Below are 21,553 nucleotides of genomic sequence, written 5' to 3'. Positions count from 1 at the left end.
TCCGGTGTGGCGGGTGGGATCAGAAGCGGCGGGTCACCAGGGCCCGCTTCACTTCCTGGATCGCCTTGGTGACCTCGATGCCGCGCGGGCAGGCCTCCGAGCAGTTGAAGGTGGTGCGGCAGCGCCACACGCCCTCACGGTCGTTGAGGATCTCCAGGCGCTGCTCGGCACCCTCGTCGCGCGAGTCGAAGATGAAGCGGTGCGCGTTGACGATGGCGGCCGGGCCGAAGTACTGGCCGTCGTTCCAGAACACCGGGCAGGACGACGTGCACGCGGCGCACAGGATGCACTTGGTGGTGTCGTCGAAGCGCTCGCGGTCCTCGGCGGACTGCAGGCGCTCGCGGGTCGGCTCGTTCCCCTTGGTGATGAGGAACGGCATGACGTCCTTGTACGCCTGGAAGAACGGGTCCATGTCCACGACCAGGTCCTTGAGGACCGTGAGGCCCTTGATGGCCTCGATCGTGATCGGCTTCTCCGGGTTGACGTCCTTGATCAGGGTCTTGCACGCCAGCCGGTTGCGGCCGTTGATCCGCATGGCGTCGGAGCCGCAGATGCCGTGGGCGCAGGAACGGCGGTAGGTGAGGGTGCCGTCCTGCTCCCACTTGATCTTGTTGAGCGCGTCGAGGATGCGCTCCTTCGGGTCCATCGTCAGCTGGTAGTCGACCCACACCGGGTCCGGGTGCTCCTCCGGGTTGAACCGGCGGATCCGGACGGTGACGGTGATCGGCTGGACGGCACCGGCTTCGACCGCGTCCAGAGCGGCCGAGTGCTTCTCCACGGTCGGAGTGCTCATCAGTACTTACGCTCCATCGGCTGGTAGCGGGTCGTGACTACCGGCTTGTAGTCGAGGCGGATGGAGGTGCTGCCGTCGGCGGCGACCTCCTGGTACGCCATGGTGTGCTGCATGAACTTCACGTCGTCACGGGTCGGGAAGTCCTCGCGGTAGTGGCCGCCGCGGGACTCCTCGCGGGCCAGCGCGGAGACGGCCAGCACCTCGGCCAGGTCGAGCAGGTTGCCCAGCTCGACGGCCTCCAGGAGGTCCGTGTTGTAGCGGAAGCCCTTGTCCTGGATGGAGACGTTCTTGTAGCGCTCCTTCAGCGCGGCGATGTCCTCGACCGCCTGCTTCAGGGTGGCGCCGGTGCGGTACACCATGGCGTTGGTGTCCATGGTCTCCTGCAGCTCCTTGCGGATCTGCCCCACGGACTCGGTGCCGGTGCCCTCGCGCAGGCCGTCGACCAGGGCCTGGACCTTCTCGGCCGGGTTCTCGGGCAGCTCGACGAAGCCGTTCGCGTTGGCGTAGTCGGCGGCGGCGATGCCCGCGCGACGGCCGAACACGTTGATGTCCAGCAGCGAGTTGGTGCCCAGGCGGTTGGCGCCGTGCACGGACACGCAGGCGACCTCGCCGGCCGCGTACAGGCCCGGGACGATGTCGGTGTTGTTGCGCAGGACCTCACCCTCGACGTTGGTCGGGATGCCGCCCATGGCGTAGTGCGCGGTGGGCTGGATCGGGATCGGGTCCGTGTAGGGCTCGATGCCGAGGTAGGTGCGCGCGAACTCGGTGATGTCCGGCAGCTTGGCGTCCAGCTGCTCCGGCGGCAGGTGGGTCAGGTCCAGGTAGACGTGGTCGCCGTCCGGACCGCAGCCGCGGCCTTCGCGGATCTCGGTGTAGATCGCGCGGGAGCAGACGTCACGGGACGCGAGGTCCTTCATGACGGGGGCGTAGCGCTCCATGAAGCGCTCGCCGTCCTTGTTGCGCAGGATGCCGCCCTCGCCGCGGGCGCCCTCGGTGAGCAGGATGCCCATGCGCCAGATGCCCGTCGGGTGGAACTGGAAGAACTCCATGTCCTCCAGCGGCAGGCCGCGGCGGTAGACCAGGGCCTGGCCGTCACCGGTGAGGGTGTGGGCGTTGGAGGAGACCTTGAAGAACTTGCCGGTGCCGCCGGAGGCGAACACGACCGACTTGGCCTGGAAGACGTGGATCTCGCCGGTGGCCAGCTCGTACGCGACGACGCCGGCCGTCTTGCCCTCGTTGATCAGCAGGTCGAGGACGTAGTACTCGTTGAAGAACTCGACGCCGTGCTTGACGCAGTTCTGGAACAGCGTCTGGAGGATCATGTGGCCGGTGCGGTCGGCCGCGTAGCACGAGCGGCGGACCGGGGCCTCGCCGTGGTTGCGGGAGTGGCCGCCGAAGCGGCGCTGGTCGATCCGGCCCTGCTCGGTGCGGGAGAAGGGAAGACCCATCTTCTCCAGGTCGAGGACGGCGTCGATGGCCTCCTTGCACATGATCTCGGCGGCGTCCTGGTCGACCAGGTAGTCACCACCCTTGACCGTGTCGAAGGTGTGCCACTCCCAGTTGTCCTCCTCGACGTTGGCCAGGGCGGCGCACATGCCGCCCTGGGCCGCGCCGGTGTGGGACCGGGTCGGGTAGAGCTTGGTCAGGACGGCGGTGCGGCTGCGCTGCGTCGACTCGATGGCCGCGCGCATGCCGGCGCCGCCGGCGCCGACGATGACGGTGTCGTACTGGTGAATCTGCATGGGGGGTTAACTCGCCTCTGGCCTCTGCCGATGGTCGATGGTGCTCGCGGCTCAGATGTTGGGGTCGAAGGTGAAGATCACCAGGGTGCCGAGCAGCACGGTGAAGACCGTGGCGGTACCCATGAGCCCCTTGAGCCAGAGCCGGGTCGAGTCCTTCTCGGCATAGTCGTTGATGACCTGACGCATGCCGTTGGCGCCGTGCAGCATGGCGAGCCAGAGCATCAGGAGGTCCCAGCCCTGCCAGAACGGCGAGGCCCAGCGGCCGGCCACGAAGGCGAAGCCGATCTTGGAGACGCCGCCGTCGAGCACCAGCATGATCAGCAGGTGGCCGAGGATCAGCACGACCAGAACGACACCGGACAGGCGCATGAAGAGCCAGGCCAGCATCTCGAAGTTGGTGCGGGTGCGACGCGGGGTCTTCGTGGTCCGCTTGCGCGGAGGCTCGATGACGAACGCGTCGGCCGGGTTGCCGGTGCCCAGTCCCTTGCCGGTGTGCGCCTGCTTCGAGGGGACGACGATGGCGTCGGAGTATTCCGTGGACATGTCTCGGCTCACTTCCCGAACCAGGAGATCAGCGTGTGCTGGAGGATCCCGTAGAAGGAACCGGCCATCAGGACGACCCAGACGCCGACGACGCTCCAGAGCATCTGCTTCTGGTACTTCGGGCCCTTCGACCAGAAGTCCACTGCGACGACGCGCAGGCCGTTCAGGGCGTGGAACAGGATGGCGGCCACCAGGCCGTACTCCATCAGGTTCACGAGCGGAGTCTTGTACGTCTGGATGACGGTGTCGTAGGACTCCGGCGACACTCGCACGAGGGCGGTGTCGAGGACGTGGGCGAACAGGAAGAAGAAGATGAGGACGCCGGTGACTCGATGAGCCACCCAGCTCCACATGCCTTCCCGGCCGCGGTACAGCGTTCCAGCCGGCACGGAAAAACCCTCCGGAAGCGATTGGGGGCTCGGCCGGCTTCGGTGTCGGTCAGCCCGGCCGGGTACGGTCCACCGGCCGCCAGCATCCTATCGACGCCTTGTCGTGAACCGCCTCCGGGGGCCCCAGGTGTGATCAATCAGGCACTTCTGGCCTAGTGGGGCGGGAACCAAACCCGGAGTCATCACGATGGGTGACGGCATGCTCGCGCCCCGCGTCGGTGGGCGCGGGGCGCGGCGGTCGGATCCGGTGGCGGGGTCGGTTCACTCGTCCGGGCGGTTTCGTGATCGTTGTCACCCGGCAGGGTGAAGAGGGGGCGTGATGCGGGCTCAGCGCGCCGCGGTCTCCGGGTGGGTGGCGACCAGGTGCTCCAGTCGGGTGAGGGCGATCCGGCGGAGTTCGTCGGACGCGATCAGCCGCTCCTCGTCCGGGTCGTTGGCGAGGCGGGTGCGGATCGAGGAGAGCACGGTGTCGAGCATCTCCTCCGGGGCGACCCCTTCCAGGCAGACCACGAAGACGTGGCCGAACCGGGCCTCGTACGCGGCGTGCGCCGCCCGCAGCGCGGTGTGGGCGGCCTGGCTGCCGGGAGCCCGCATGCCGAGCAGCGGCTGCGGCATCCAGCTCTCGTCCGCCAGGGCCTCGGTGAGGTCGGCCGGTCGGAGGTCGTAGGAGGCCTCGCTGGCGGCGGCCAGCAGGGACTCGATGTCGGGGTAGGGCCGGTGCGCGGTCAGGCGCAGGGCCCAGCGGTGGCTGCCGCAGCAGGCCAGGAGGGCCTCCTCGGCGGCGCCGGCGTCGGCTTCGTTGAAGCGGTGCAGCCCGAGGAGGGTCGGCTCTGTTCTGACGTCGAGCCGCTGTGACGGGATGTCGCTGGCCAGCGGGTCCTCCTCGTGAGGGCGGGAAGGTGCCGGTGGAACGGGGTGGTGCGCAGGTGGGATGGGGGCTGCCGAGGGGCGCGCGAGCGCCGGTCGTTCAGCGCCTCAAAGGTAGTTGAGCGGTCATCAGTTGGGGAGGGCGCGCGCCGAATTCATCCGGACGAGCTATCAAGTTGTGACGTTGACACCTGCACGTCAGCGCCCTCCCCGCCGGTTCCCGGGCTCAGTCGCGGTGGACCTTGTGGTTGGCGGCCTGCGCCCTCGGGCGGACCACCAGCAGGTCGATGTTCACGTGCGAGGGCCGGGTGACCGCCCACGCCACGGTGTCCGCGATGTCCTCCGAGGTGAGCGGTTCGGCCACGCCCGCGTACACCGCGGCGGCCTTCTCCTCGTCGCCGCGGAAGCGGGTGACCGCGAAGCCCTCGGACTTCACCATGCCGGGGGCGATCTCGATCACCCGGATCGGCTCCCCGCACAGCTCCAGCCGTAGCGTGGCGGCGATGGTGTGCGCGGCGTGCTTGGCGGCGACGTACCCGCCGCCGCCCTCGTACGCGGCCAGCGCGGCGGTCGAGGAGAGCACCAGGACCGTGCCGTCGCCGGTCGCCCGCAGGGCCGGCAGCAGGGCCTGGGTCACCTGCAGCACGCCGAGCACGTTCACCTCGTACATGGCCCGCCAGTCGGCCGGGTCGCCGTGCTCGACGGTCTCGGCGCCGATCGCGCCGCCGGCGTTGTTCACCAGGACGTCCACCCGGCCGACGGCGGCCGCGAAGGCGTCCACCGCGGCCCGGTCGGTGACGTCCAGGGTGACGGCCCGGGCGGAGCCGCCCCGGTCGGCGATCTCCTTGGCCAGCGCCTCGACGCGCTCGGTGCGGCGGGCGGTCAGCACCACGTCGAAGCCCTCGGCGGCCAGCCGGCGGGCGGTCGCCGCGCCGATTCCGCTGCTGGCACCGGTGACCACGGCCACCTTCTGCTCGGTCATTGCCACTCCCTGGGGCTCGTCGGTCGTTCACCCGATCATCTCAACCGCGCCGGCGCTCCGGCGGGCCGGTCGCCTCCCACACGGCGGGGAGCCCGATAGTGCGAGGACCCCGTTCCCCCAGCCCCGGAGGGCCCCCATGGCAGCCGAGCCGCGCCGCGCCGAGTCCGGCTTCGAGATCGAGCCGGTGTACGGCCCCGGGTCGCCGGCCGGCTGGGACGCCGCCGCCCGGCTGGGCCGGCCGGGGGAGTACCCCTACACCCGGGGCGTCTACCCGACGATGTACACCGGCCGCCCGTGGACGATGCGCCAGTACGCGGGCTTCGGCACCGCCGCCGAGTCCAACGCCCGCTACCGGCAGCTGATCGCGGGCGGCGGCACCGGCCTCTCGGTCGCCTTCGACCTGCCCACCCAGATGGGCTACGACTCGGACGCGCCGCTCGCCGCCGGGGAGGTCGGCCGGGTGGGCGTCGCCGTGGACAGCGTCGAGGACATGGCGGTGCTGTTCGACGGCATCCCGCTCGGCGGGGTGTCCACCTCGATGACCGTCAACGCGCCCGCCGCGCTGCTCCTGCTCCTCTACCAACTGGTCGGCGAGGCCCAGGGGGTGGCGCCGTCGGCGCTCACCGGGACGGTCCAGAACGACGTGCTGAAGGAGTACATCGCCCGCGGCACCTACATCTTCCCGCCGGAGCCCTCGCTGCGGCTGGCCGCCGACGTGTTCCGCTACTGCCGGGCCGAGGTCCCGCGCTGGAACACCATCTCGATCTCCGGCTACCACATGGCCGAGGCCGGGGCCGATCCCGCGCAGGAGGTCGCCTTCACCCTGGCCAACGGCATCGCCTACGTCCGTACCGCGCTCGCCGCCGGGATGGCCGTGGACGACTTCGCCCCCCGGCTCTCGTTCTTCTTCGTGGCCCGCACGACCCTGTTGGAGGAAGTGGCCAAGTTCCGCGCCGCACGCAGGATTTGGGCCAGAATCATGCGGGACGGATTCGGCGCCCGGGACCCGCGCTCGCAGATGCTGCGCTTCCACACCCAGACCGCGGGGGTGCAGCTCACCGCCCAGCAGCCCGAGGTCAACCTGGCCAGGGTCACCGTCCAGGCGCTCGCCGCGGTGCTCGGCGGCACCCAGTCGCTGCACACCAACGGCTTCGACGAGGCGATCGCGCTGCCCACCGAGAAGGCCGCCCGGCTCGCCCTGCGCACCCAGCAGGTGCTCGCGTACGAGACCGACGTGACGGCCACCGTCGACCCGTTCGCCGGCTCCTACGCCGTCGAGTCGCTCACCGACGGGGTGGAGGCCGCCGCGCGGGCGCTGATGGACCGGATCGAGGAGCAGGGCGGCGCGGTGGCCGCGATCGAACGCGGCTACCAGAAGGGCGAGATCGAGCGCACTGCCTACCGGCTCCAGCAGGAGACCGACTCCGGGGAGCGGACCGTGGTCGGGGTCAACCGCTTCCGGTCGGACACGGAGGAGCCGTACCAGCCGCTGCGGGTGGACCCGGCGATCGAGGAGCGGCAGGCGCGGCGGCTGGCCCGGCTGCGGGCCGAGCGCTCGGCCGGCGCCGTCACCCGGGCGCTGGACGGGCTGCGCCGCACCGCCGAGGGGACGGGGAACGTGCTGTACCCGATGAAGGAGGCGCTGGCCGCCCGGGCCACCGTCGGCGAGGTGTGCGACGCGCTGCGCGGGGTGTGGGGGACGTACGCCCCGGTGGAGCGCTTCTGACCACCAGCTGAACGGCCGTCAACCCGCCGGTGCCGTCAGGGGGGTTGGCGGCCGTGACCGCCGGCCCGGGGGATCGTTGCACAGGGCACGCAACCCGGGGAAGGCGGCTGAAACAAGATGTCATACCCACGTGTCCGGCCGGTATGCGCCCATCCGGGGACTAGTTTTCCGGAAGTCGGGCCAAATCCCCCCAACAGGCCTACGATTGGCGAGATGAACCGTCCTGAGCCCGCTCAGTCGGGCGCCACTCTGGCCGCCGTACGCCCCGCCGCCGATCTGCGCGACCGGGTCCGGGCGCTGGAGCCCGAGCTGATCGCCTTCCGTCGTGATCTGCACCGGCACCCGGAGCTGGGCCGCCAGGAGTTCCGAACCACCGGGCTGCTGCGCGACCGTCTGGTGGCCGCCGGCCTCGAACCCCGGGTGCTGCCCGGCGGCACCGGCATGCTCGTCGACATCGTCCCGCCCGGCACCACGCCGGGGACGGAGTTCCTGGCCTTCCGCGCCGACATCGACGCGCTGCCGATCGACGACGCCAAGACCGATGTGCCGTACCGCTCCACCGTCCCCGGCCGGGCCCACGCCTGCGGCCACGACGTGCACACCTCGGTGGTGCTCGGCACCGGCCTGGTGCTGGCGGAGGCCGTCCGCACCGGCGAGCTGCGCCGGCCCGTCCGGCTGGTGTTCCAGCCCGCCGAGGAGGTCATGCCGGGCGGCGCGCTGGACGTGATCAAGGCCGGCGGGATGGCGGGCGTCGGGCGGATCTTCGCGGTGCACTGCGACCCCAAGGTGGAGGTCGGCCGGATCGCCCTGCGGGTCGGGGCGATCACCTCGGCCTGCGACCGCCTGGTGCTCCACCTGGACGGCCCCGGCGGGCACACCGCCCGTCCGCACCTGACCACCGATCTGGTCACCGCGGTCGCCAGGATGGCCGCCGACCTCCCGGGCGCGCTGGCCCGCCGGATGGACCCGCGCTGGGGCGTCAGCCTGGTCTGGGGGCGGATCGCCTCCGGCTCCGCGCCCAACGTCATCCCGCAGCACGCCGAACTGGAGGGCACCGTCCGCTGCCTGGAGCTGGACGGCTGGCGCGAGGCGCCGGACCTGCTGCACGAGCTGATCGCCAAGGTGTCCGAGACCTACCGGGCCAAGTGGACGCTGGACTACCACCGCGGGGTGCCGCCGGTGGTCAACGAGGCGGTCTCGGTCGCGCGGTTGGACGAGGCGATGAACGCCCGCTTCGGCGCGGACGGGGCCCAGGTGGTCGAGGGAACCGAGCAGAGCCTGGGCGGCGAGGACTTCTCCTGGTACCTGGAGCACGCCCCGGGCGCGCTGGCCCGGCTCGGTGTCCGGGCGCCCGGCGACGCCACCGTCCGGGACCTCCACCAGGGCCGGTTCGACGTGGACGAGCGGGCGATCGGCATCGGGGTGGAGCTGTTCTCGGCGCTGGCCCTGGAGGCGGACGGCAGCTGACGGCGGGCCGGGCGCGGCGGAGCGGGGTGACGGCTCCGGGGGCGGCGCGGGTGAAGCGGAACGGTCGGATCCGGGGGGTCCGGAACGGTTCCGTAAACTGGGCCGCACCGACCTCGGATCACCGTCCGCGCATGGGATAGAGCCTCAGGAAGAACATCAGACCACGGTTTGATAACAACCCGAACGCTCTGGCACCCCGTAACACAACCGTGTTCTACGCGCGTTACGGTGGCGACCGACCACGCCAAACGGTTGCGTGTAGAAGGAGATATCCCCTTGCGCCGTTCAATGAAGCTCGCCGCGGTTGTGCTCTCGGGTTCCCTGGGCATGGCCTCGCTCGCCGCTTGCGGCGCAAAGAGCACCGACAACTCCTCCTCCGCCGGCTCGGGCGACGGTTCGCTCAAGGTCGGCATGGCCTACGACATCGGCGGCCGCGGCGACCAGTCGTTCAACGACTCCGCCGCCCGTGGCCTCGACAAGGCCAAGTCCGAGCTGGGCGTCTCCGTGACCGAGGCCGAGGCCAAGCAGGGCGAGGCCGAGGCCGACAAGGAGACCCGTCTCAAGAACCTGATCGACGCGGGCTACAAGACGATCGTCGCGGTCGGCTTCGTCTACCAGCCGGCCGTCAACAAGGTCGCCAAGGACAACCCGAACGTGAAGTTCGCGATCATCGACTCGAACGACAAGGACCAGCCGGCCAACGTCACCTCGCTGCTCTTCGCCGAGCAGGAGGGTTCGTACCTGGCCGGTGTCGCCGCCGCGAACAAGTCGAAGGCCAAGCACGTCGGCTTCATCGGCGGTGTGCAGTCCGAGCTGATCAAGAAGTTCGAGGCCGGTTACAAGGCGGGTGTGAAGTCCGTCGACCCGAACATCACGGTCGAGACCACCTACCTGAGCACCCCGCCGGACTTCACCGGCTTCGCCTCGCCCGACAAGGGCAAGGAGTCCGCCCAGGGCCAGCTCGACAAGGGCGCGGACGTCATCTACACCGCCGCCGGCTCCTCCGGCAACGGCGCCATCGAGGCCGTCGCCAACAAGCAGGGCGCCTGGGCCATCGGTGTCGACTCCGACCAGGCCAGCCAGCCGGCCCTGGCGAAGTACAAGAACAGCATCCTGACCTCGATGGTCAAGAACGTCGACACCGCGGTGTTCTCGTACGTCCAGTCGGTCAAGCAGGGTCAGACCCCGACCGGCATCAAGCTGTTCGACCTGAAGGCCGACGGCGTCTCGCTCGCCAAGACCGGCAACAAGATCGACGACATCCAGGACAAGCTGAAGGCCGCCGAGGACGCGATCAAGTCCGGCGCCACCACGATCCCGACCGCGCCGGCCGGCCAGTAAGGCCCGGGCGTCCCGGACGCCGCAGCGCCTGCCGCCTGCCCGGCAGCGCGACGCAACACGACACAGTTCACGGGAGGGGCCCGGCAGGGTGCGCTCAACGCGTACCCCCGGGCCCTGTTCCGTCTCCCCATGTTCCCCCTTGGCCCTCCCAGCGCAACGACGCGCCTCCAGACCACCAGGAGATCGCCATCACCGCATCCGACCCCGTCCCCCCGCGCGAGGACGGCACCCCCAGCGCGGGGACGGCGACACCGGCCGTCGAGCTGCGCGGCATCACCAAGCGCTTCCCGGGTGTCGTGGCCAACCACGACATCAACCTGACCGTCCGCACCGGCACCGTGCACGCCCTGATGGGTGAGAACGGCGCCGGCAAGTCGACGCTGATGAAGATCCTCTACGGCATGCAGAAGCCGGACGAGGGCACCATCGCGATCAACGGCGAGCTGTGCGAGTTCCACACCCCCGGCGACGCCATCTCCCGCGGCATCGGCATGGTGCACCAGCACTTCATGCTCGCCGACAACCTCACGGTGTGGGAGAACGTCGTCCTCGGCGGCGAGAAGCTCCACGGCATCGGCGCCAAGGCGAAGGCGAAGATCAAGGAGATCTCCGACCAGTACGGCCTGGGCGTGCGCCCGGACGCCCTGGTCGAGGACCTCGGCGTCGCCGACCGCCAGCGCGTCGAGATCCTCAAGGTGCTGTACCGCGGCGCCAAGATCCTGATCCTGGACGAGCCCACGGCCGTGCTCGTCCCGCAGGAGGTCGACGCGCTGTTCGACAACCTGCGGGACCTCAAGTCCGAGGGCGTCACCGTCATCTTCATCTCGCACAAGCTGCACGAGGTGCTCGCGGTGGCCGACGCGATCAGCGTCATCCGGCGCGGCACCACGGTCGGCGACGCCGACCCGAAGGCCGTCACCGCCCGCCAGCTCGCCGAGCTGATGGTCGGCGCCGAGCTGCCCTCCCCGGAGAGCCGCGAGTCGACCGTCACCGACACCGTGATGCTCGACGTCGAGGGCCTGCGGATCGCCAAGACCGACGCCGAGGGCATCGAGCGCGTCGTCCTGGACGACATCTCGCTGCGCATCCGCAAGGGCGAGATCCTCGGCATCGCCGGTGTCGAGGGCAACGGCCAGGCCGAGCTGGTCGAGGCCGTCATGGGCATGCTGACGCTGAACGCCGGCACCGTCACCCTGGACGGCAAGGACCTCTCCGGCACCCTGACCCGGGCCCGCCGCGAGGCCGGCATCGGCTACATCCCCGAGGACCGCCACAAGCACGGCCTGCTGCTGGAGGCCCCGCTCTGGGAGAACCGCATCCTCGGCCACGTCACCGAGGCGCCCAACTCCAAGGGCCTGCTGCTGGACCCGGCCGCCGCCCGGACGGACACCTGGCGGATCGTCGAGGAGTACGACGTCCGCACCCCCGGCATCGAGGTCACCGCGGCCTCGCTCTCCGGCGGCAACCAGCAGAAGCTGATCATCGGCCGCGAGATGAGCCACCAGCCCAAGCTCCTGATCGCCGCCCACCCCACCCGTGGCGTGGACGTCGGCGCGCAGGCGCAGATCTGGGAGCACATCCGGGTCGCCCAGCGGGCCGGCCTGGCCGTCCTGCTGATCTCCGCGGACCTGGACGAGCTGATCGGCCTGTCCGACACCATCCGGGTCATCTACCGCGGCCGCCTGGTCGCCGACGCCGACCCGGCCACCGTCACCGCCGAGGACCTCGGTACCGCGATGACCGGTGCCGCCAGCGGCCACCTGGAGTCCGAGCCGGAGGCCGTCGCCGAGGCGCAGGCCGTCGCGGCCGAGGGCACCGAGGCCGGGCACCAGCCCACCGACACCGCCGACGACCCGCAGGCGGGGGAGTAACCCATGACCAGTCCCAATCCCGCAGCCGCGAAGCCCGGCCTGGCCCAGCGGTTCAGCGGTGAGCGGATCGTGCTCGCGCTGGCGGCGCCGGTGCTCGCGGTCCTGCTCTCCGTGGCGATCTGTTCCGTCCTGCTGGCGACCTCGGGCAAGAACCCGTTCGACGCCTGGAACGTGATGCTCACGTACGCCAGCAAGTCGGACGGCCAGGTGGGCATCCTCAACCGGTCCACCACCTACTACCTGGCCGCCGCGGCCGCCGCGTTCGGGTTCCGGATGAACCTGTTCAACATCGGCGTCGAGGGCCAGTACAAGGTCGCGGCGCTGTTCGCGGCCTTCGTCGGCGCCAAGGTGGACCTGCCGGCCTTCATCCAGATCCCGCTGCTGCTGGTCACCGCCATGCTGGTCGGCGGCCTGTACGCGAGCGTCGCCGGTCTGCTGAAGGTCTACCGCGGTGTCAGCGAGGTCATCTCGACCATCATGCTGAACTCGATCGCGACCGCGATCATCGGTCTGCTGCTCGTCCCCGGCATCTTCGCGCCGAAGACCAGCGGCACCACCAACTCGATCCAGACCGAGCCGATCTCGCAGTCCAGCCACTTCTTCGCGATGGAGACGGCCGGCGGGACGCTCTGGGGCTTCATCTTCGTCGCCGCCCTGGTCGGCGTGGTCTTCCAGTTCGTGCTGACCCGCACCCGCTTCGGCTTCGACCTGCGCGCCACCGGCCGCTCGGAGTCCGCCGCGACCGCCTCCGGCGTGAACGTCAAGCGCATGGTGGTCATCTCGATGGTCGTCTCCGGCGCCATCGCCGGTCTGATCGGCCTGCCGGAGCTCCTGCAGAACTCGCACTACTTCGGCCAGAGCTTCCAGCCCGGCCTGGGCTTCCTGGGCATCTCGATCGCCCTGCTCGGCCGGAACAGCCCGATCGGCATCGCCTTCGCGGCGCTGCTGTTCGCCTTCCTGGACGTCACCGGCTCGGTGCTGCCGCTCCAGGGCGGCTTCCCCTTCGAGATCGTCGACGTCATGAAGGGCACCATCGTCATCTGCGTCGTCGTCGCGTACGAGCTGGTGCGCCGCTACGGCCTGAAGCGCCAGCAGCAGAAGGTCGGCGCCCAGCTCGCCGCCCAGGCCGCCGCGACCAGCAACAAGGAGGTTGCGGCATGAGCCAGAACTTCACGGTCGATTACTGGAAGCGGATCGTTTTTCCGCTCGGAGAGCCGTCGGGCGGACCCGCGAAGAAGCGCAAGCTGTCCTGGCCGGTCGTCCTGCTGCTGATCGCGGGCGCCCTGGTGCTGTTCTCCGCCGTGGGCATGGCCACCGGCAACCACTCGCTGACCTCCTCCGGGCAGATCACCGCCGCGCTCGGCGCGGCCGTGCCGATCGGCATGGCCGGTCTGGGCGGTCTCTGGTCCGAGCGGGCCGGCGTGGTCAACATCGGTCTCGAAGGCATGATGGTCGCCGGCACCTTCTGCGGTGCCTGGGCGGGCTACCTGGTCAACCCGTGGGTCGGCCTGCTGGCCGGCATGCTGGGCGGGGCGCTCGGCGGCCTGCTGCACGCGGTCGTCACCGTCACCTTCGGCGTCGACCACATCGTCTCCGGCGTCGGCATCAACCTGCTGATCCCCGGCATCTGCGCGTACGTCAACCGGATCTACTACAAGGACTACGTCTCGGCCGGTGCCGGCCAGAACCAGTCCCCGCCGGCGGACCCGCTGCCGTACATCACCGTCCCGGGCCTGTCCTCCGGGCTGAAGAGCATCGAGAACCACCACTGGTTCCTGGTCTCGGACGTCGCGGGCGTGCTCGGCGGCCTGGTCACCAACATCTCGGTGGTCGTGCTGGTGGCCGGCGCGCTGATCGTGGTCAGCTACTTCGCGCTCTGGCGCACGGTGTTCGGCCTGCGGCTGCGCTCCTGCGGCGAGAACCCGACCGCCGCCGAGTCGCTGGGCGTCAACGTCTACAAGTACAAGTACCTCGCGGTCATCGCCTCCGGTGCCTTCGCGGGCCTCGGCGGGGCGTACCTCTCGCTGGTCGCGGCGCACTTCTACAAGGACGGCCAGACCCTCGGCCGCGGCTTCATCGGCCTCGCCGCGATGATCTTCGGCAACTGGATGCCGGGCGGCCTCGCCATGGGCGCGGGCCTGTTCGGCTTCACCGACAGCCTCCAGCTGCGCGACCCGGAGTCGGTGCACGTGATGATCCTGATCGTGGGCATCGCGATGGTGCTGCTCGCGCTCTGGCACCTGTACCGCCGCAAGTACACCGCGACGGTGGCCTCCTTCGTGGTGGCGGCCGGCCTGATCGCCTGGTACTCGTTCACCGACGAGGTGCAGCGCCCGCTGATCGTCGCCACGCCGTACCTGATCACCCTGGTGGTGCTCTCGCTGGCCGCGCAACGGCTGCGGATGCCGAAGGCGGACGGCCAGATCTACCGCAAGGGCCAGGGCAAGTGACCGCCGACGGGCCCGCGGCGCCGCCCGCTATCGACTGGGAGCTGCTGCGTTCGGCGGCGCGCGAGGCCATGGGCCGCGCGTACGCGCCGTACAGCAGGTTCCCGGTCGGCGCGGCCGCGCTGGTGGACGACGGCCGGGTGGTCACGGGCTGCAACGTCGAGAACGCCTCGTACGGGCTGGGGCTGTGCGCCGAGTGCGGGCTGGTGTCCGCGCTGCACTCCTCCGGCGGCGGCCGGCTGGTCGCCTTCACCTGCGTGGACGGCGCCGGCGAACTGCTGATGCCGTGCGGGCGCTGCCGCCAGCTGCTGTACGAGCACGGCGGGCCGGGGCTGCTGATCGAACTGGCCTCGGGCATCAAGCCGATGAGCGAGGTCCTGCCCGACGCGTTCGGGCCGGAACGGCTCTAGCCTCCCTTTCTGTTACGCGCGTAGAGTGTCGCGAGTGGGCCGGAACCCGGTCATCTCGCGACACTCTTCGCTTTTGAAACCCCTCTTGGAGCACGCATGGACGCCATCTCCGTCATCAGGACCAAGCGCGATCGCGGAGAACTGAGCGACGCTCAGATCGACTGGGTCATCGACGCCTACACCCGCGGCGAGGTCGCCGACGAGCAGATGTCCGCACTGGCGATGGCGATCCTGCTGAACGGCATGAAGCCGCACGAGATCAGCCGCTGGACCGACGCCATGATCCGCTCCGGCGTCCGGATGGACTTCTCCTCGCTGCCGCTGCCCACCAGCGACAAGCACTCCACCGGCGGCGTCGGCGACAAGATCACCCTGCCGCTCGCCCCGCTGGTCGCCGCCTGCGGCGCCGCCGTCCCGCAGCTCTCCGGCCGCGGCCTCGGCCACACCGGCGGCACCCTGGACAAGCTGGAGTCCATCCCCGGCTGGCGCGCCCTGCTCTCCAACGAGGAGATGATGGACGTGCTGGGCTCCGTCGGCGCGGTGATCTGCGCGGCCGGCGACGGCCTCGCGCCCGCCGACAAGAAGCTGTACGCGCTGCGCGACGTCACCGGCACCGTCGAGGCCATCCCGCTGATCGCCTCCTCGATCATGTCGAAGAAGATCGCCGAGGGCACCGGCGCGCTCGTCCTGGATGTCAAGGTCGGCTCCGGGGCGTTCATGAAGAACCTGGACGACGCCCGCGAACTCGCCCGCACCATGGTCGGCCTGGGCACCACCGCCGGGGTCAACACCGTCGCCCTGCTCACCGACATGTCCACCCCGCTCGGCCTCACCGCGGGCAACGCGCTGGAGGTCCGCGAGTCCGTCGAGGTGCTCGCGGGCGGCGGCCCGGCCGACGTCGTCGAGCTCACCCTCGCGCTCGCCCGCGAGATGCTCGCCGCGGCCGGCGTCCACGGCAAGGACCCGGCGGACGCGCTGCGCGACGGCACCGCGATGGACCACTGGCGCCGCATGATCGCCGCCCAGGGCGGCGACGTCGACGCCCCGCTCCCGGTCGCCCGCGAGCAGCACGTCATCCCGGCGCCCGCCTCCGGCGTGCTCACCACGCTGGACGCCTACGCGATCGGCGTCAGCGCCTGGCGCCTGGGCGCCGGCCGCGCCCGCAAGGAGGACCCGGTGCAGGCCGGCGCCGGCATCGAGATGCACGCCAAGCCCGGCGACACCGTGGTGGCCGGCCAGCCCCTGCTGACCCTGCACACCGACACCCCCGAGCGCTTCGACTACGCCGTCGAGGCCCTGGCCGGCGGCATCGAGGTCGCCCCGGCGGGCACCGCCTTCACCCCGAACCCGATCGTCCTCGACCGCATCGCGTAGTCATACGGCCACCGCGTGTGCGGCAGCGTGCTCTACGCTGCCGCACACGGGAGTCGACCGCTTCAAGAGGCGTATGCGGGGGACTGCCGAGGTCACCCGGGCGCTGTGGGCCCGGAAGGTCTGCGAGCCGGGTGACGAGGAGCCCGCACCCGCCACCCGGGTGCGGGCTCCTGTGCGTCAGGCGTACGTGAGCAGACTGCCGGTGTCGAGCGTCCAGGGGCCGACGGCGATCGTGTCGCCGAAGGCGAACTTCTCCCGGGACTCGTAGCCGGGTTCCGAGTGCACGACGCCCGTGCCCGTGCGGGGATCGACGAGCAGGTAGAACGGGATCCCCATGGCCGAGTAGTCGCGCACCTTGTCGTGGTAGTCGTTCTCCGGGTTGGACTTGGAGACGATCTCCACGACGAGCAGAACCTCGTGCGGGAGGACCGCCCGCTGCTCGCCCTCCAGGGTCGCCTCGGGGAACACCATCAGGTCCGGGTTGCGCAGTCGGCCGAGCCCCGCGTCCTGGAGGTCCGCGCCGTGGTAGGCGATGTGACCCGGGTGGGTCGTCGGCAACTGGGCGTTGAGCTGCCGGGAGAGGCGCAGCACGGCGAGCTCGTGGCGCTTCACGGGCGACATCATCATGACGATCTGGCCGTCGGCGATCTCGATCTTCCCTATCCCCGGCACCTTCGGCAGCTGATCCGCGATCTCGAGCAACCGGGCGTACACAGCAGGATCGATGCTCATATTCCGGAGTGTATCGGCGGCCGCCGTCAAGCGTCCGCGACCGTTCGCCGGGCGGTGGTGTGGGCCTGGCGGGTGGCGTAGAGGGTGACGGCGGCGGCGAGGGTCATGGCGGTGAGGCCGACGGTGGCGGCGCCGGGCCAGCCGGTGGCGTGGTAGGCGTCGGCGCCGAGGGTGCCGCCGAGGCTGTTGCCGAGGTAGTAGGCGATCAGGTAGAGGGCGGAGGCCTGGGCGCGGCCCTCGGTGGCGGTGCGGCCGACGGAGGAGGAGGCGGTGGCGTGGCCGGCGAAGAAGCCGGCGGTGATCAGGACCAGGCCGAGCAGGGCGCAGGTGAGGGATTCGGCGAGGGAGAGCAGCAGGCCGGCCGCGGTCACGCCGATGGAGACGTAGAGGGCGCCGCGCCGGCCGAGGCGGCCGGCGAGCCGGCCGGCCGCGGCGGAGGTGCCGGTGCCGACCAGGTAGACCACGAAGATCGAGGCGGCGATCGACTCCGGCAGGTGGAAGGGCGCGGCGATCAGCCGGTAGCCGACGGTGTTGTAGACCGCGCCGAACACCGCCATGAACAGCATGCCGAGCAGGTACAGCCGTAGCAGCAGCGGGTTGCGCAGGTGCCGTCCGACGGTGCGGGTGAGCGCGCGGGCGTCCACCGGGGCCGGGGTGAAGTGCCGGGCGGCGGGGATCAGCAGCCGGAAGGCGAGGGTGGCGAGCAGGGCGAGGACGGCGGAGGCGGCGAGGCCCCAGCGCCAGCCGAGTCCGGCGGCGGTCCAGCCGGAGAGCAGTCGGCCGCCCATGCCGCCGATGCTGTTGCCGGCCACGTACAGGCCCATCGCGGAGGGCAGGGCGCTGGGGTGGACCTCCTCGGCGAGGTAGGCCATGGCGGTGGCGGGGAGCCCGGCGAGGACGGCGCCCTGGAGGACCCGCAGGACGACGAGGGTGGTGAGGTCCGGCGCGAAGGGCAGGGCGAGGGCGAACGCGGAGGCGGCGAGGGTGGAGGCCGTCATCACCGCGGTGCGGCCGTACCGGTCGGAGAGCGCGCTGGCCGGGAGCAGCCCGAGGGCGAGGCCGAGGGTGGCGGCGGAGGCCGTCCAGCTGGCCTGGCCGGGGGTGAGGTCGAGGTCGGCCGAGAGGATCGGCAGCAGGCCCTGGGTGGAGTAGAGCAGGACGAAGGTCGCGACCCCGGCGGCGAACAGGGCGAGGTTGGCGCGGCGGAAGGCGCGCTGGCCGGGGCGGTGGCGGTCGTCGGCGGTGAGGGTGGCGGTGGCGGGGGCATCCGGGGTGGTCACGGATGCCCCGGTATCGGCGGGCTGCATGTCGTCGACCGTAGGCCTGTCGGCGTTGATGCGTCCAATGCATGAAGTGTGGATGATCGATGCACTGGCGTATGAGTCGAGGTGGTGCGGGGATGTCCGGTCCGGAATCGGTGGACGGCGGGGAACAGCGGTACCGGGTGGCCGAGTTGGGGCCGGAGGAGCCGGCCGTGCTGCTGGCGCCCCGGCTGGCCCGGTTCGCGGCGGTGGCCCGGCTGGAGCACGTGACCCAGGCGGCCGCGCTGCTCGGGGTGCCGCAGCCGACGCTGTCGCGCGCGGTGGCCGGGCTGGAGGAGGAGCTGGGGGTGGACCTGCTGGCCCGCCAGGGCCGTACGGTCCGGCTGACCAGGGCGGGCCGGCTGCTGCTGGCCTCGGTGGAGCGGGCGCTGGCCGAGCTGGAGCGGGGTGCGGAGGCGGCCCGGGCGGAGGCGGACCCGGCGGTGGGCCTGGTGGCCTTCGGCTTCCTGCACACGATGGGCCCGGACGCGGTGCCGGCGCTGCTGCGCGGCTTCCGCACGGAGCACCCGCGGGTGCGGTTCCAGCTGGTGCAGGACTACGGCGCGGCGATGCTGGAGCGGCTGCGGGCCGGGGAGTTGGACCTCTGCCTGGTCGCGCCGCTGCCGGAGGACCCGGCGTTCGCCGCCCGGCCGCTGGACGAGCAGCGGCTGCACCTGGTCGTCCCGGCGGACCACCGGCTGGCCGGGCGGCGGCGGATCCGGCTGGCGGAGGTGGCCGAGGAGCCGTTCGTCGGGCTGGAGCAGGGGTACGGGCTGCGCGCGATCACGGACGGCTTCTGCGCGGAGGCCGGGTTCGTCCCCCGGCTGGCGTTCGAGGGGGAGGAGGCGGAGACGCTGCGCGGGCTGGTGGCGGCCGGGCTGGGGGTGGCGCTGCTGCCGCCGGCCCTGGTGCCGCGGCCGGGGGTGGTGGAGCTGGAGGTGACGGCGCCGCGGACCCGGCGGGCGATCGGGTTGGCCTGGGCGGCGGGGCGGCCGTTGGCCCCGCCGGCGCGGGCGTTCCGGGACTTCGTGCTGTCCCGGCGCGGGCGGCTGCTGCAGCACGACTGAGAACGCCGTCGTGCGGCGCGACCGACGCCGTCGTGCGGCGCGACCGGGCCCGTCGCGGCGGCGGGTTGACGCTTTGGTGGATCGTATGGACCGGTCGGTGGAATTCCGGGTGGAGTTTGGACCATCCGGCGGTGTTCGCGGTGGTCGGTCTACGCGCGTAGGGGCTATATTTCCGCAATGGAACAGCAGATCCCCGTCACCACCGCGGGCACCGGCCCGCGCATCCCCACTCCCGACCAGATCCGCCGCGCGCCGAAGGTCCTCCTGCACGACCACCTGGACGGCGGGCTGCGCCCGGAGACCGTGGTCGAGCTGGCCGCCGCCTGCGGCTACCAGGGCCTGCCCACCACCGACCCCAAGGAGCTCGGCGAGTGGTTCCGCGAGGCCGCCGACTCCGGCTCGCTGGTCCGCTACCTGGAGACCTTCGCGCACACCTGCGCCGTGATGCAGACCCGTGAGGCGCTGATCAAGGTCGCCGCGGACTGCGCCGAGGACCTGGCCGCCGACGGCGTCGTGTACGCCGAGGTCCGCTACGCCCCCGAGCAGCACCTGGAGGCCGGACTGAGCCTGGACGAGGTCGTCGAGGCCGTCCAGGAGGGCTTCCGCCTCGGCGAGGCCAACGCCCGCGCGGCCGGCCACCGGATCCGCGTCGGCACCCTGATCACCGCGATGCGGCACGCCGCCCGCTCGCAGGAGATCGCCGAACTGGCCAACCGCCACCGGGACTCGGGCGTCGTCGGCTTCGACATCGCCGGTGCCGAGGCCGGCTACCCGCCCACCCGCCACCAGGCCGCCTTCGACTACCTCAAGGGCGAGAACAACCACTTCACCATCCACGCGGGCGAGGCCTTCGGCCTGCCGTCGATCTGGGAGGCCCTGCAGTGCTGCGGCGCCGACCGGCTCGGCCACGGCGTGCGGATCGTCGACGACATCACGGTGGGCGAGGACGGCACGGTCGAGCTCGGCCGGCTGGCCGCGTACGTGCGCGACAAGCGCATCCCGCTGGAGATGTGCCCGACCTCCAACATCCAGACCGGCGCCGCCGCCTCGTACGCCGAGCACCCGATCGGGCTGCTCAGCCGGCTGAAGTTCCGGGTCACCGTGAACACCGACAACCGGCTGATGAGCGGCACCAGCATGAGCCGGGAGTTCGGCCACGTGGTGGACGCCTTCGGCTACACCCTGGGCGACCTGGAGTGGTTCACGGTGAACGCGATGAAGTCCGCGTTCCTGCCCTTCGACGAGCGGCTGGCGATGATCAGCGACGTGATCAAGCCGGGCTACGCCGAGCTGAAGGCGGAGTGGCTGTTCAGCGCGGGCACCGGCGGCAACTGAGCCTCCGGGGCGCGGCGCCCCGGCGCGCGCCGGTCGGATGAACTCCAGGCTCCTGCAAGGGGGTTGGTGTTCATCCGACTACTCACTCGGGTGAGTGAACGCCCTTTGGCTCCCGCGTGACCTGCTCACTACGGTGTGCCAGTCATGCCGAAACGTCGCGGCGGCGGTCGCCCGTCCGCCGGTCCCGTGCGCGAAGTCGGCGACCGACGAGGACCCAAAGGGGACCAACCATGAAGCAGGCTCTCAAGGCCGCCGGTACCGCGGCGCTCGGCATCGCCATCGTGGCGGTCGGCGCCGGTGCCGCCTCCGCGGCCGACGGCCAGGCGGCCGGCGGCCTCGGGCTGCCCACCGGCGCGTTGACGAACCCGGCGGTGACCGGTGCGGTCACCGACACCGCCGCCAAGCTGCCCGCCGCCGGCAAGGTGACCGAGACGCTGGGCACCCTCGCCCCGAGCGTCGGCAAGGCCGTCCCCGCCGGGGACACCCCGCTGGCCGGCGTCACCGAGCAGCGCGCCGCCCAGCAGCGCGCCGCGCTCCCGACCATCCCCGGTCTGGACAAGACCCCGATCGGCGGGCTGACCAGCACCCTCCCGGCCATCCCCGGCCTGACCGGCTGAGCCACGGCCCACGGCACGGCGACGGGCCGCCCACCCCGGAGACCCCGGGGCGGGCGGCCCGTCGCCGTGCGGTGAGGCCCGGTCGCCCCCGGGCCGCTTGGTCGAGGGCGGGTCCCCGGGCCGCCGGGCTTACGGCTCCTGGGGGAGCAGCACCCAGAGGGCCAGGTAGAGCAGGAACTGGGGGCCGGGCAGCAGGCAGGAGAGCAGGAAGATCACGCGGACGGTCCACGGGGTCAGGCCGAAGCGTTCGGCGATCCCGGCGCAGACACCGGCGAGGACGCGGTTGCGGCGAGGACGGGCGAGGCGCGCACTCATGATTCTCTCCCTGTGGTGGCGGCCCGGTCCGGCAGGTCCGGCGGGCTGGTTCCATCCTCCGCCGCCGTCGGCCCCCGGGCCTCAGCCCGGCAGGTGATTCCCGGCCCCGAAGGGTCACCGGGGAGTCGTAGCCGGATGTCGGGGTTCCCTCGGGGTGGTCCCGGGGAACCGGGCGCGGTCCTCGGTCCGGACCGCCGGACGGGGCTCGGTAGGATGCTGCCGATCGCGGTCGGC

General features: G+C 71.4%; 20 protein-coding genes. 11 read left to right on the top strand and 9 right to left on the bottom strand.

Annotated elements, in window-relative coordinates:
* Nucleotides 1-19 precede the first annotated feature (19 nt).
* The 6 genes from ACWDD9_RS35530 to ACWDD9_RS35505 all read right to left on the bottom strand — a co-directional run bounded on the left by ACWDD9_RS35530 (nt 20) and on the right by ACWDD9_RS35505 (nt 5,316).
* On the bottom strand, nt 20-793 hold the full coding sequence (locus tag ACWDD9_RS35530) for a succinate dehydrogenase iron-sulfur subunit (protein ID WP_049649181.1): 774 nt from the start codon (nt 791-793) through the stop codon (nt 20-22).
* Entirely contained in the window at nt 793-2,535 is a 1,743-nt protein-coding gene (gene sdhA, locus ACWDD9_RS35525) for a succinate dehydrogenase flavoprotein subunit (RefSeq protein WP_049649182.1), read from the bottom strand. Before sdhA ends, ACWDD9_RS35530 begins: the two co-directional genes overlap by 1 nt.
* 51 nt (nt 2,536-2,586) lie before the next feature.
* Nucleotides 2,587-3,078, bottom strand: a complete 492-nt coding sequence (gene sdhD / locus ACWDD9_RS35520) for a succinate dehydrogenase, hydrophobic membrane anchor protein (protein ID WP_049649183.1) — start codon at nt 3,076-3,078, stop codon at nt 2,587-2,589.
* Nucleotides 3,079-3,086: 8 nt separating this feature from the next.
* Complete coding sequence (sdhC, locus tag ACWDD9_RS35515) at nt 3,087-3,467, bottom strand: succinate dehydrogenase, cytochrome b556 subunit (RefSeq protein WP_074003919.1); 381 nt, start codon at nt 3,465-3,467, stop codon at nt 3,087-3,089.
* Nucleotides 3,468-3,794: 327 nt separating this feature from the next.
* Nucleotides 3,795-4,280, bottom strand: a complete 486-nt coding sequence (locus ACWDD9_RS35510) for a 2-oxo-4-hydroxy-4-carboxy-5-ureidoimidazoline decarboxylase (protein ID WP_049649185.1) — start codon at nt 4,278-4,280, stop codon at nt 3,795-3,797.
* Between the two features lie 280 nt (nt 4,281-4,560).
* On the bottom strand, nt 4,561-5,316 hold the full coding sequence (locus ACWDD9_RS35505) for an SDR family oxidoreductase (protein WP_387830571.1): 756 nt from the start codon (nt 5,314-5,316) through the stop codon (nt 4,561-4,563).
* A gap of 136 nt (nt 5,317-5,452) precedes the next feature.
* Between ACWDD9_RS35505 and ACWDD9_RS35500 the strand changes: the two genes are divergently transcribed.
* The 8 genes from ACWDD9_RS35500 to ACWDD9_RS35465 all read left to right on the top strand — a co-directional run bounded on the left by ACWDD9_RS35500 (nt 5,453) and on the right by ACWDD9_RS35465 (nt 15,952).
* Entirely contained in the window at nt 5,453-7,042 is a 1,590-nt protein-coding gene (locus ACWDD9_RS35500) for an acyl-CoA mutase large subunit family protein (protein WP_449813906.1), read from the top strand.
* A gap of 213 nt (nt 7,043-7,255) precedes the next feature.
* Nucleotides 7,256-8,509, top strand: a complete 1,254-nt coding sequence (locus tag ACWDD9_RS35495; protein ID WP_079272373.1) for an amidohydrolase — start codon at nt 7,256-7,258, stop codon at nt 8,507-8,509.
* Between the two features lie 276 nt (nt 8,510-8,785).
* A complete protein-coding gene (locus ACWDD9_RS35490) occupies nt 8,786-9,850 on the top strand; it encodes a BMP family lipoprotein (RefSeq protein WP_049649188.1) in 1,065 nt (354 codons plus the stop codon).
* A 350-nt stretch (nt 9,851-10,200) separates the two neighbouring features.
* Nucleotides 10,201-11,721 carry an ABC transporter ATP-binding protein gene (locus ACWDD9_RS35485; protein WP_387974267.1) on the top strand — a complete coding sequence of 507 codons (1,521 nt, stop codon included), beginning with the start codon at nt 10,201-10,203 and terminating at the stop codon, nt 11,719-11,721.
* 3 nt (nt 11,722-11,724) lie between these two features.
* Nucleotides 11,725-12,882, top strand: a complete 1,158-nt coding sequence (locus ACWDD9_RS35480) for an ABC transporter permease (protein WP_375877438.1) — start codon at nt 11,725-11,727, stop codon at nt 12,880-12,882.
* Nucleotides 12,879-14,171: an ABC transporter permease gene (locus ACWDD9_RS35475; RefSeq protein WP_049649191.1), complete on the top strand. Its 1,293-nt coding sequence runs from the start codon at nt 12,879-12,881 to the stop codon at nt 14,169-14,171. The genes ACWDD9_RS35480 and ACWDD9_RS35475 overlap by 4 nt, the downstream gene beginning before the upstream one ends.
* On the top strand, nt 14,168-14,578 hold the full coding sequence (locus ACWDD9_RS35470) for a cytidine deaminase (protein WP_049649192.1): 411 nt from the start codon (nt 14,168-14,170) through the stop codon (nt 14,576-14,578). The genes ACWDD9_RS35475 and ACWDD9_RS35470 overlap by 4 nt, the downstream gene beginning before the upstream one ends.
* A gap of 96 nt (nt 14,579-14,674) precedes the next feature.
* On the top strand, nt 14,675-15,952 hold the full coding sequence (locus ACWDD9_RS35465) for a thymidine phosphorylase (protein ID WP_049649193.1): 1,278 nt from the start codon (nt 14,675-14,677) through the stop codon (nt 15,950-15,952).
* Between the two features lie 177 nt (nt 15,953-16,129).
* On the opposite strand, the gene ACWDD9_RS35460 is transcribed toward ACWDD9_RS35465, so the two are convergent.
* Complete coding sequence (locus ACWDD9_RS35460) at nt 16,130-16,684, bottom strand: Uma2 family endonuclease (protein ID WP_063780018.1); 555 nt, start codon at nt 16,682-16,684, stop codon at nt 16,130-16,132.
* Nucleotides 16,685-16,710: 26 nt separating this feature from the next.
* Entirely contained in the window at nt 16,711-17,991 is a 1,281-nt protein-coding gene (locus ACWDD9_RS35455; RefSeq protein ID WP_416873579.1) for an MFS transporter, read from the bottom strand.
* A gap of 92 nt (nt 17,992-18,083) precedes the next feature.
* On the opposite strand from ACWDD9_RS35455, the gene ACWDD9_RS35450 reads away from it, so the two are divergent.
* The 3 genes from ACWDD9_RS35450 (at nt 18,084) to ACWDD9_RS35440 (ending at nt 21,004) form a co-directional block, all read left to right on the top strand.
* Nucleotides 18,084-19,052 (top strand): LysR family transcriptional regulator, encoded by a 969-nt coding sequence (locus tag ACWDD9_RS35450; protein WP_449813905.1) that lies wholly within the window; start codon nt 18,084-18,086, stop codon nt 19,050-19,052.
* 177 nt (nt 19,053-19,229) lie between these two features.
* Nucleotides 19,230-20,387 (top strand): adenosine deaminase, encoded by a 1,158-nt coding sequence (locus ACWDD9_RS35445; RefSeq protein WP_049649196.1) that lies wholly within the window; start codon nt 19,230-19,232, stop codon nt 20,385-20,387.
* Between the two features lie 230 nt (nt 20,388-20,617).
* Entirely contained in the window at nt 20,618-21,004 is a 387-nt protein-coding gene (locus ACWDD9_RS35440) for a hypothetical protein (RefSeq protein ID WP_049649197.1), read from the top strand.
* A gap of 129 nt (nt 21,005-21,133) precedes the next feature.
* Here ACWDD9_RS35440 and ACWDD9_RS35435 read toward each other — a convergent pair whose 3' ends face one another.
* On the bottom strand, nt 21,134-21,319 hold the full coding sequence (locus ACWDD9_RS35435; RefSeq protein ID WP_049649198.1) for a PspC domain-containing protein: 186 nt from the start codon (nt 21,317-21,319) through the stop codon (nt 21,134-21,136).
* Nucleotides 21,320-21,553: the final 234 nt, after the last annotated feature.

It is taken from the genome of Kitasatospora sp. NPDC001119, from assembly GCF_053598475.1.
This window is presented reverse-complemented; position numbering and strand designations above follow the sequence as displayed.

Bases quoted from the DNA above. Each gene is read 5' to 3' on its own strand.
- ACWDD9_RS35530 (WP_049649181.1), bottom strand. From the start codon at position 793: ATGAGCACTCCGACCGTGGAGAAGCACTCGGCCGCTCTGGACGCGGTC.
- sdhA (WP_049649182.1), bottom strand. From the start codon at position 2,535: ATGCAGATTCACCAGTACGACACCGTCATCGTCGGCGCCGGCGGCGCC.
- sdhD (WP_049649183.1), bottom strand. From the start codon at position 3,078: ATGTCCACGGAATACTCCGACGCCATCGTCGTCCCCTCGAAGCAGGCG.
- ACWDD9_RS35505 (WP_387830571.1), bottom strand. From the start codon at position 5,316: ATGACCGAGCAGAAGGTGGCCGTGGTCACCGGTGCCAGCAGCGGAATC.
- ACWDD9_RS35500 (WP_449813906.1), top strand. From the start codon at position 5,453: ATGGCAGCCGAGCCGCGCCGCGCCGAGTCCGGCTTCGAGATCGAGCCG.
- ACWDD9_RS35495 (WP_079272373.1), top strand. From the start codon at position 7,256: ATGAACCGTCCTGAGCCCGCTCAGTCGGGCGCCACTCTGGCCGCCGTA.
- ACWDD9_RS35485 (WP_387974267.1), top strand. From the start codon at position 10,201: ATGGGTGAGAACGGCGCCGGCAAGTCGACGCTGATGAAGATCCTCTAC.
- ACWDD9_RS35480 (WP_375877438.1), top strand. From the start codon at position 11,725: ATGACCAGTCCCAATCCCGCAGCCGCGAAGCCCGGCCTGGCCCAGCGG.
- ACWDD9_RS35475 (WP_049649191.1), top strand. From the start codon at position 12,879: ATGAGCCAGAACTTCACGGTCGATTACTGGAAGCGGATCGTTTTTCCG.
- ACWDD9_RS35465 (WP_049649193.1), top strand. From the start codon at position 14,675: ATGGACGCCATCTCCGTCATCAGGACCAAGCGCGATCGCGGAGAACTG.
- ACWDD9_RS35460 (WP_063780018.1), bottom strand. From the start codon at position 16,684: ATGAGCATCGATCCTGCTGTGTACGCCCGGTTGCTCGAGATCGCGGAT.
- ACWDD9_RS35455 (WP_416873579.1), bottom strand. From the start codon at position 17,991: ATGCAGCCCGCCGATACCGGGGCATCCGTGACCACCCCGGATGCCCCC.
- ACWDD9_RS35450 (WP_449813905.1), top strand. From the start codon at position 18,084: ATGTCCGGTCCGGAATCGGTGGACGGCGGGGAACAGCGGTACCGGGTG.
- ACWDD9_RS35445 (WP_049649196.1), top strand. From the start codon at position 19,230: ATGGAACAGCAGATCCCCGTCACCACCGCGGGCACCGGCCCGCGCATC.
- ACWDD9_RS35440 (WP_049649197.1), top strand. From the start codon at position 20,618: ATGAAGCAGGCTCTCAAGGCCGCCGGTACCGCGGCGCTCGGCATCGCC.
- ACWDD9_RS35435 (WP_049649198.1), bottom strand. From the start codon at position 21,319: ATGAGTGCGCGCCTCGCCCGTCCTCGCCGCAACCGCGTCCTCGCCGGT.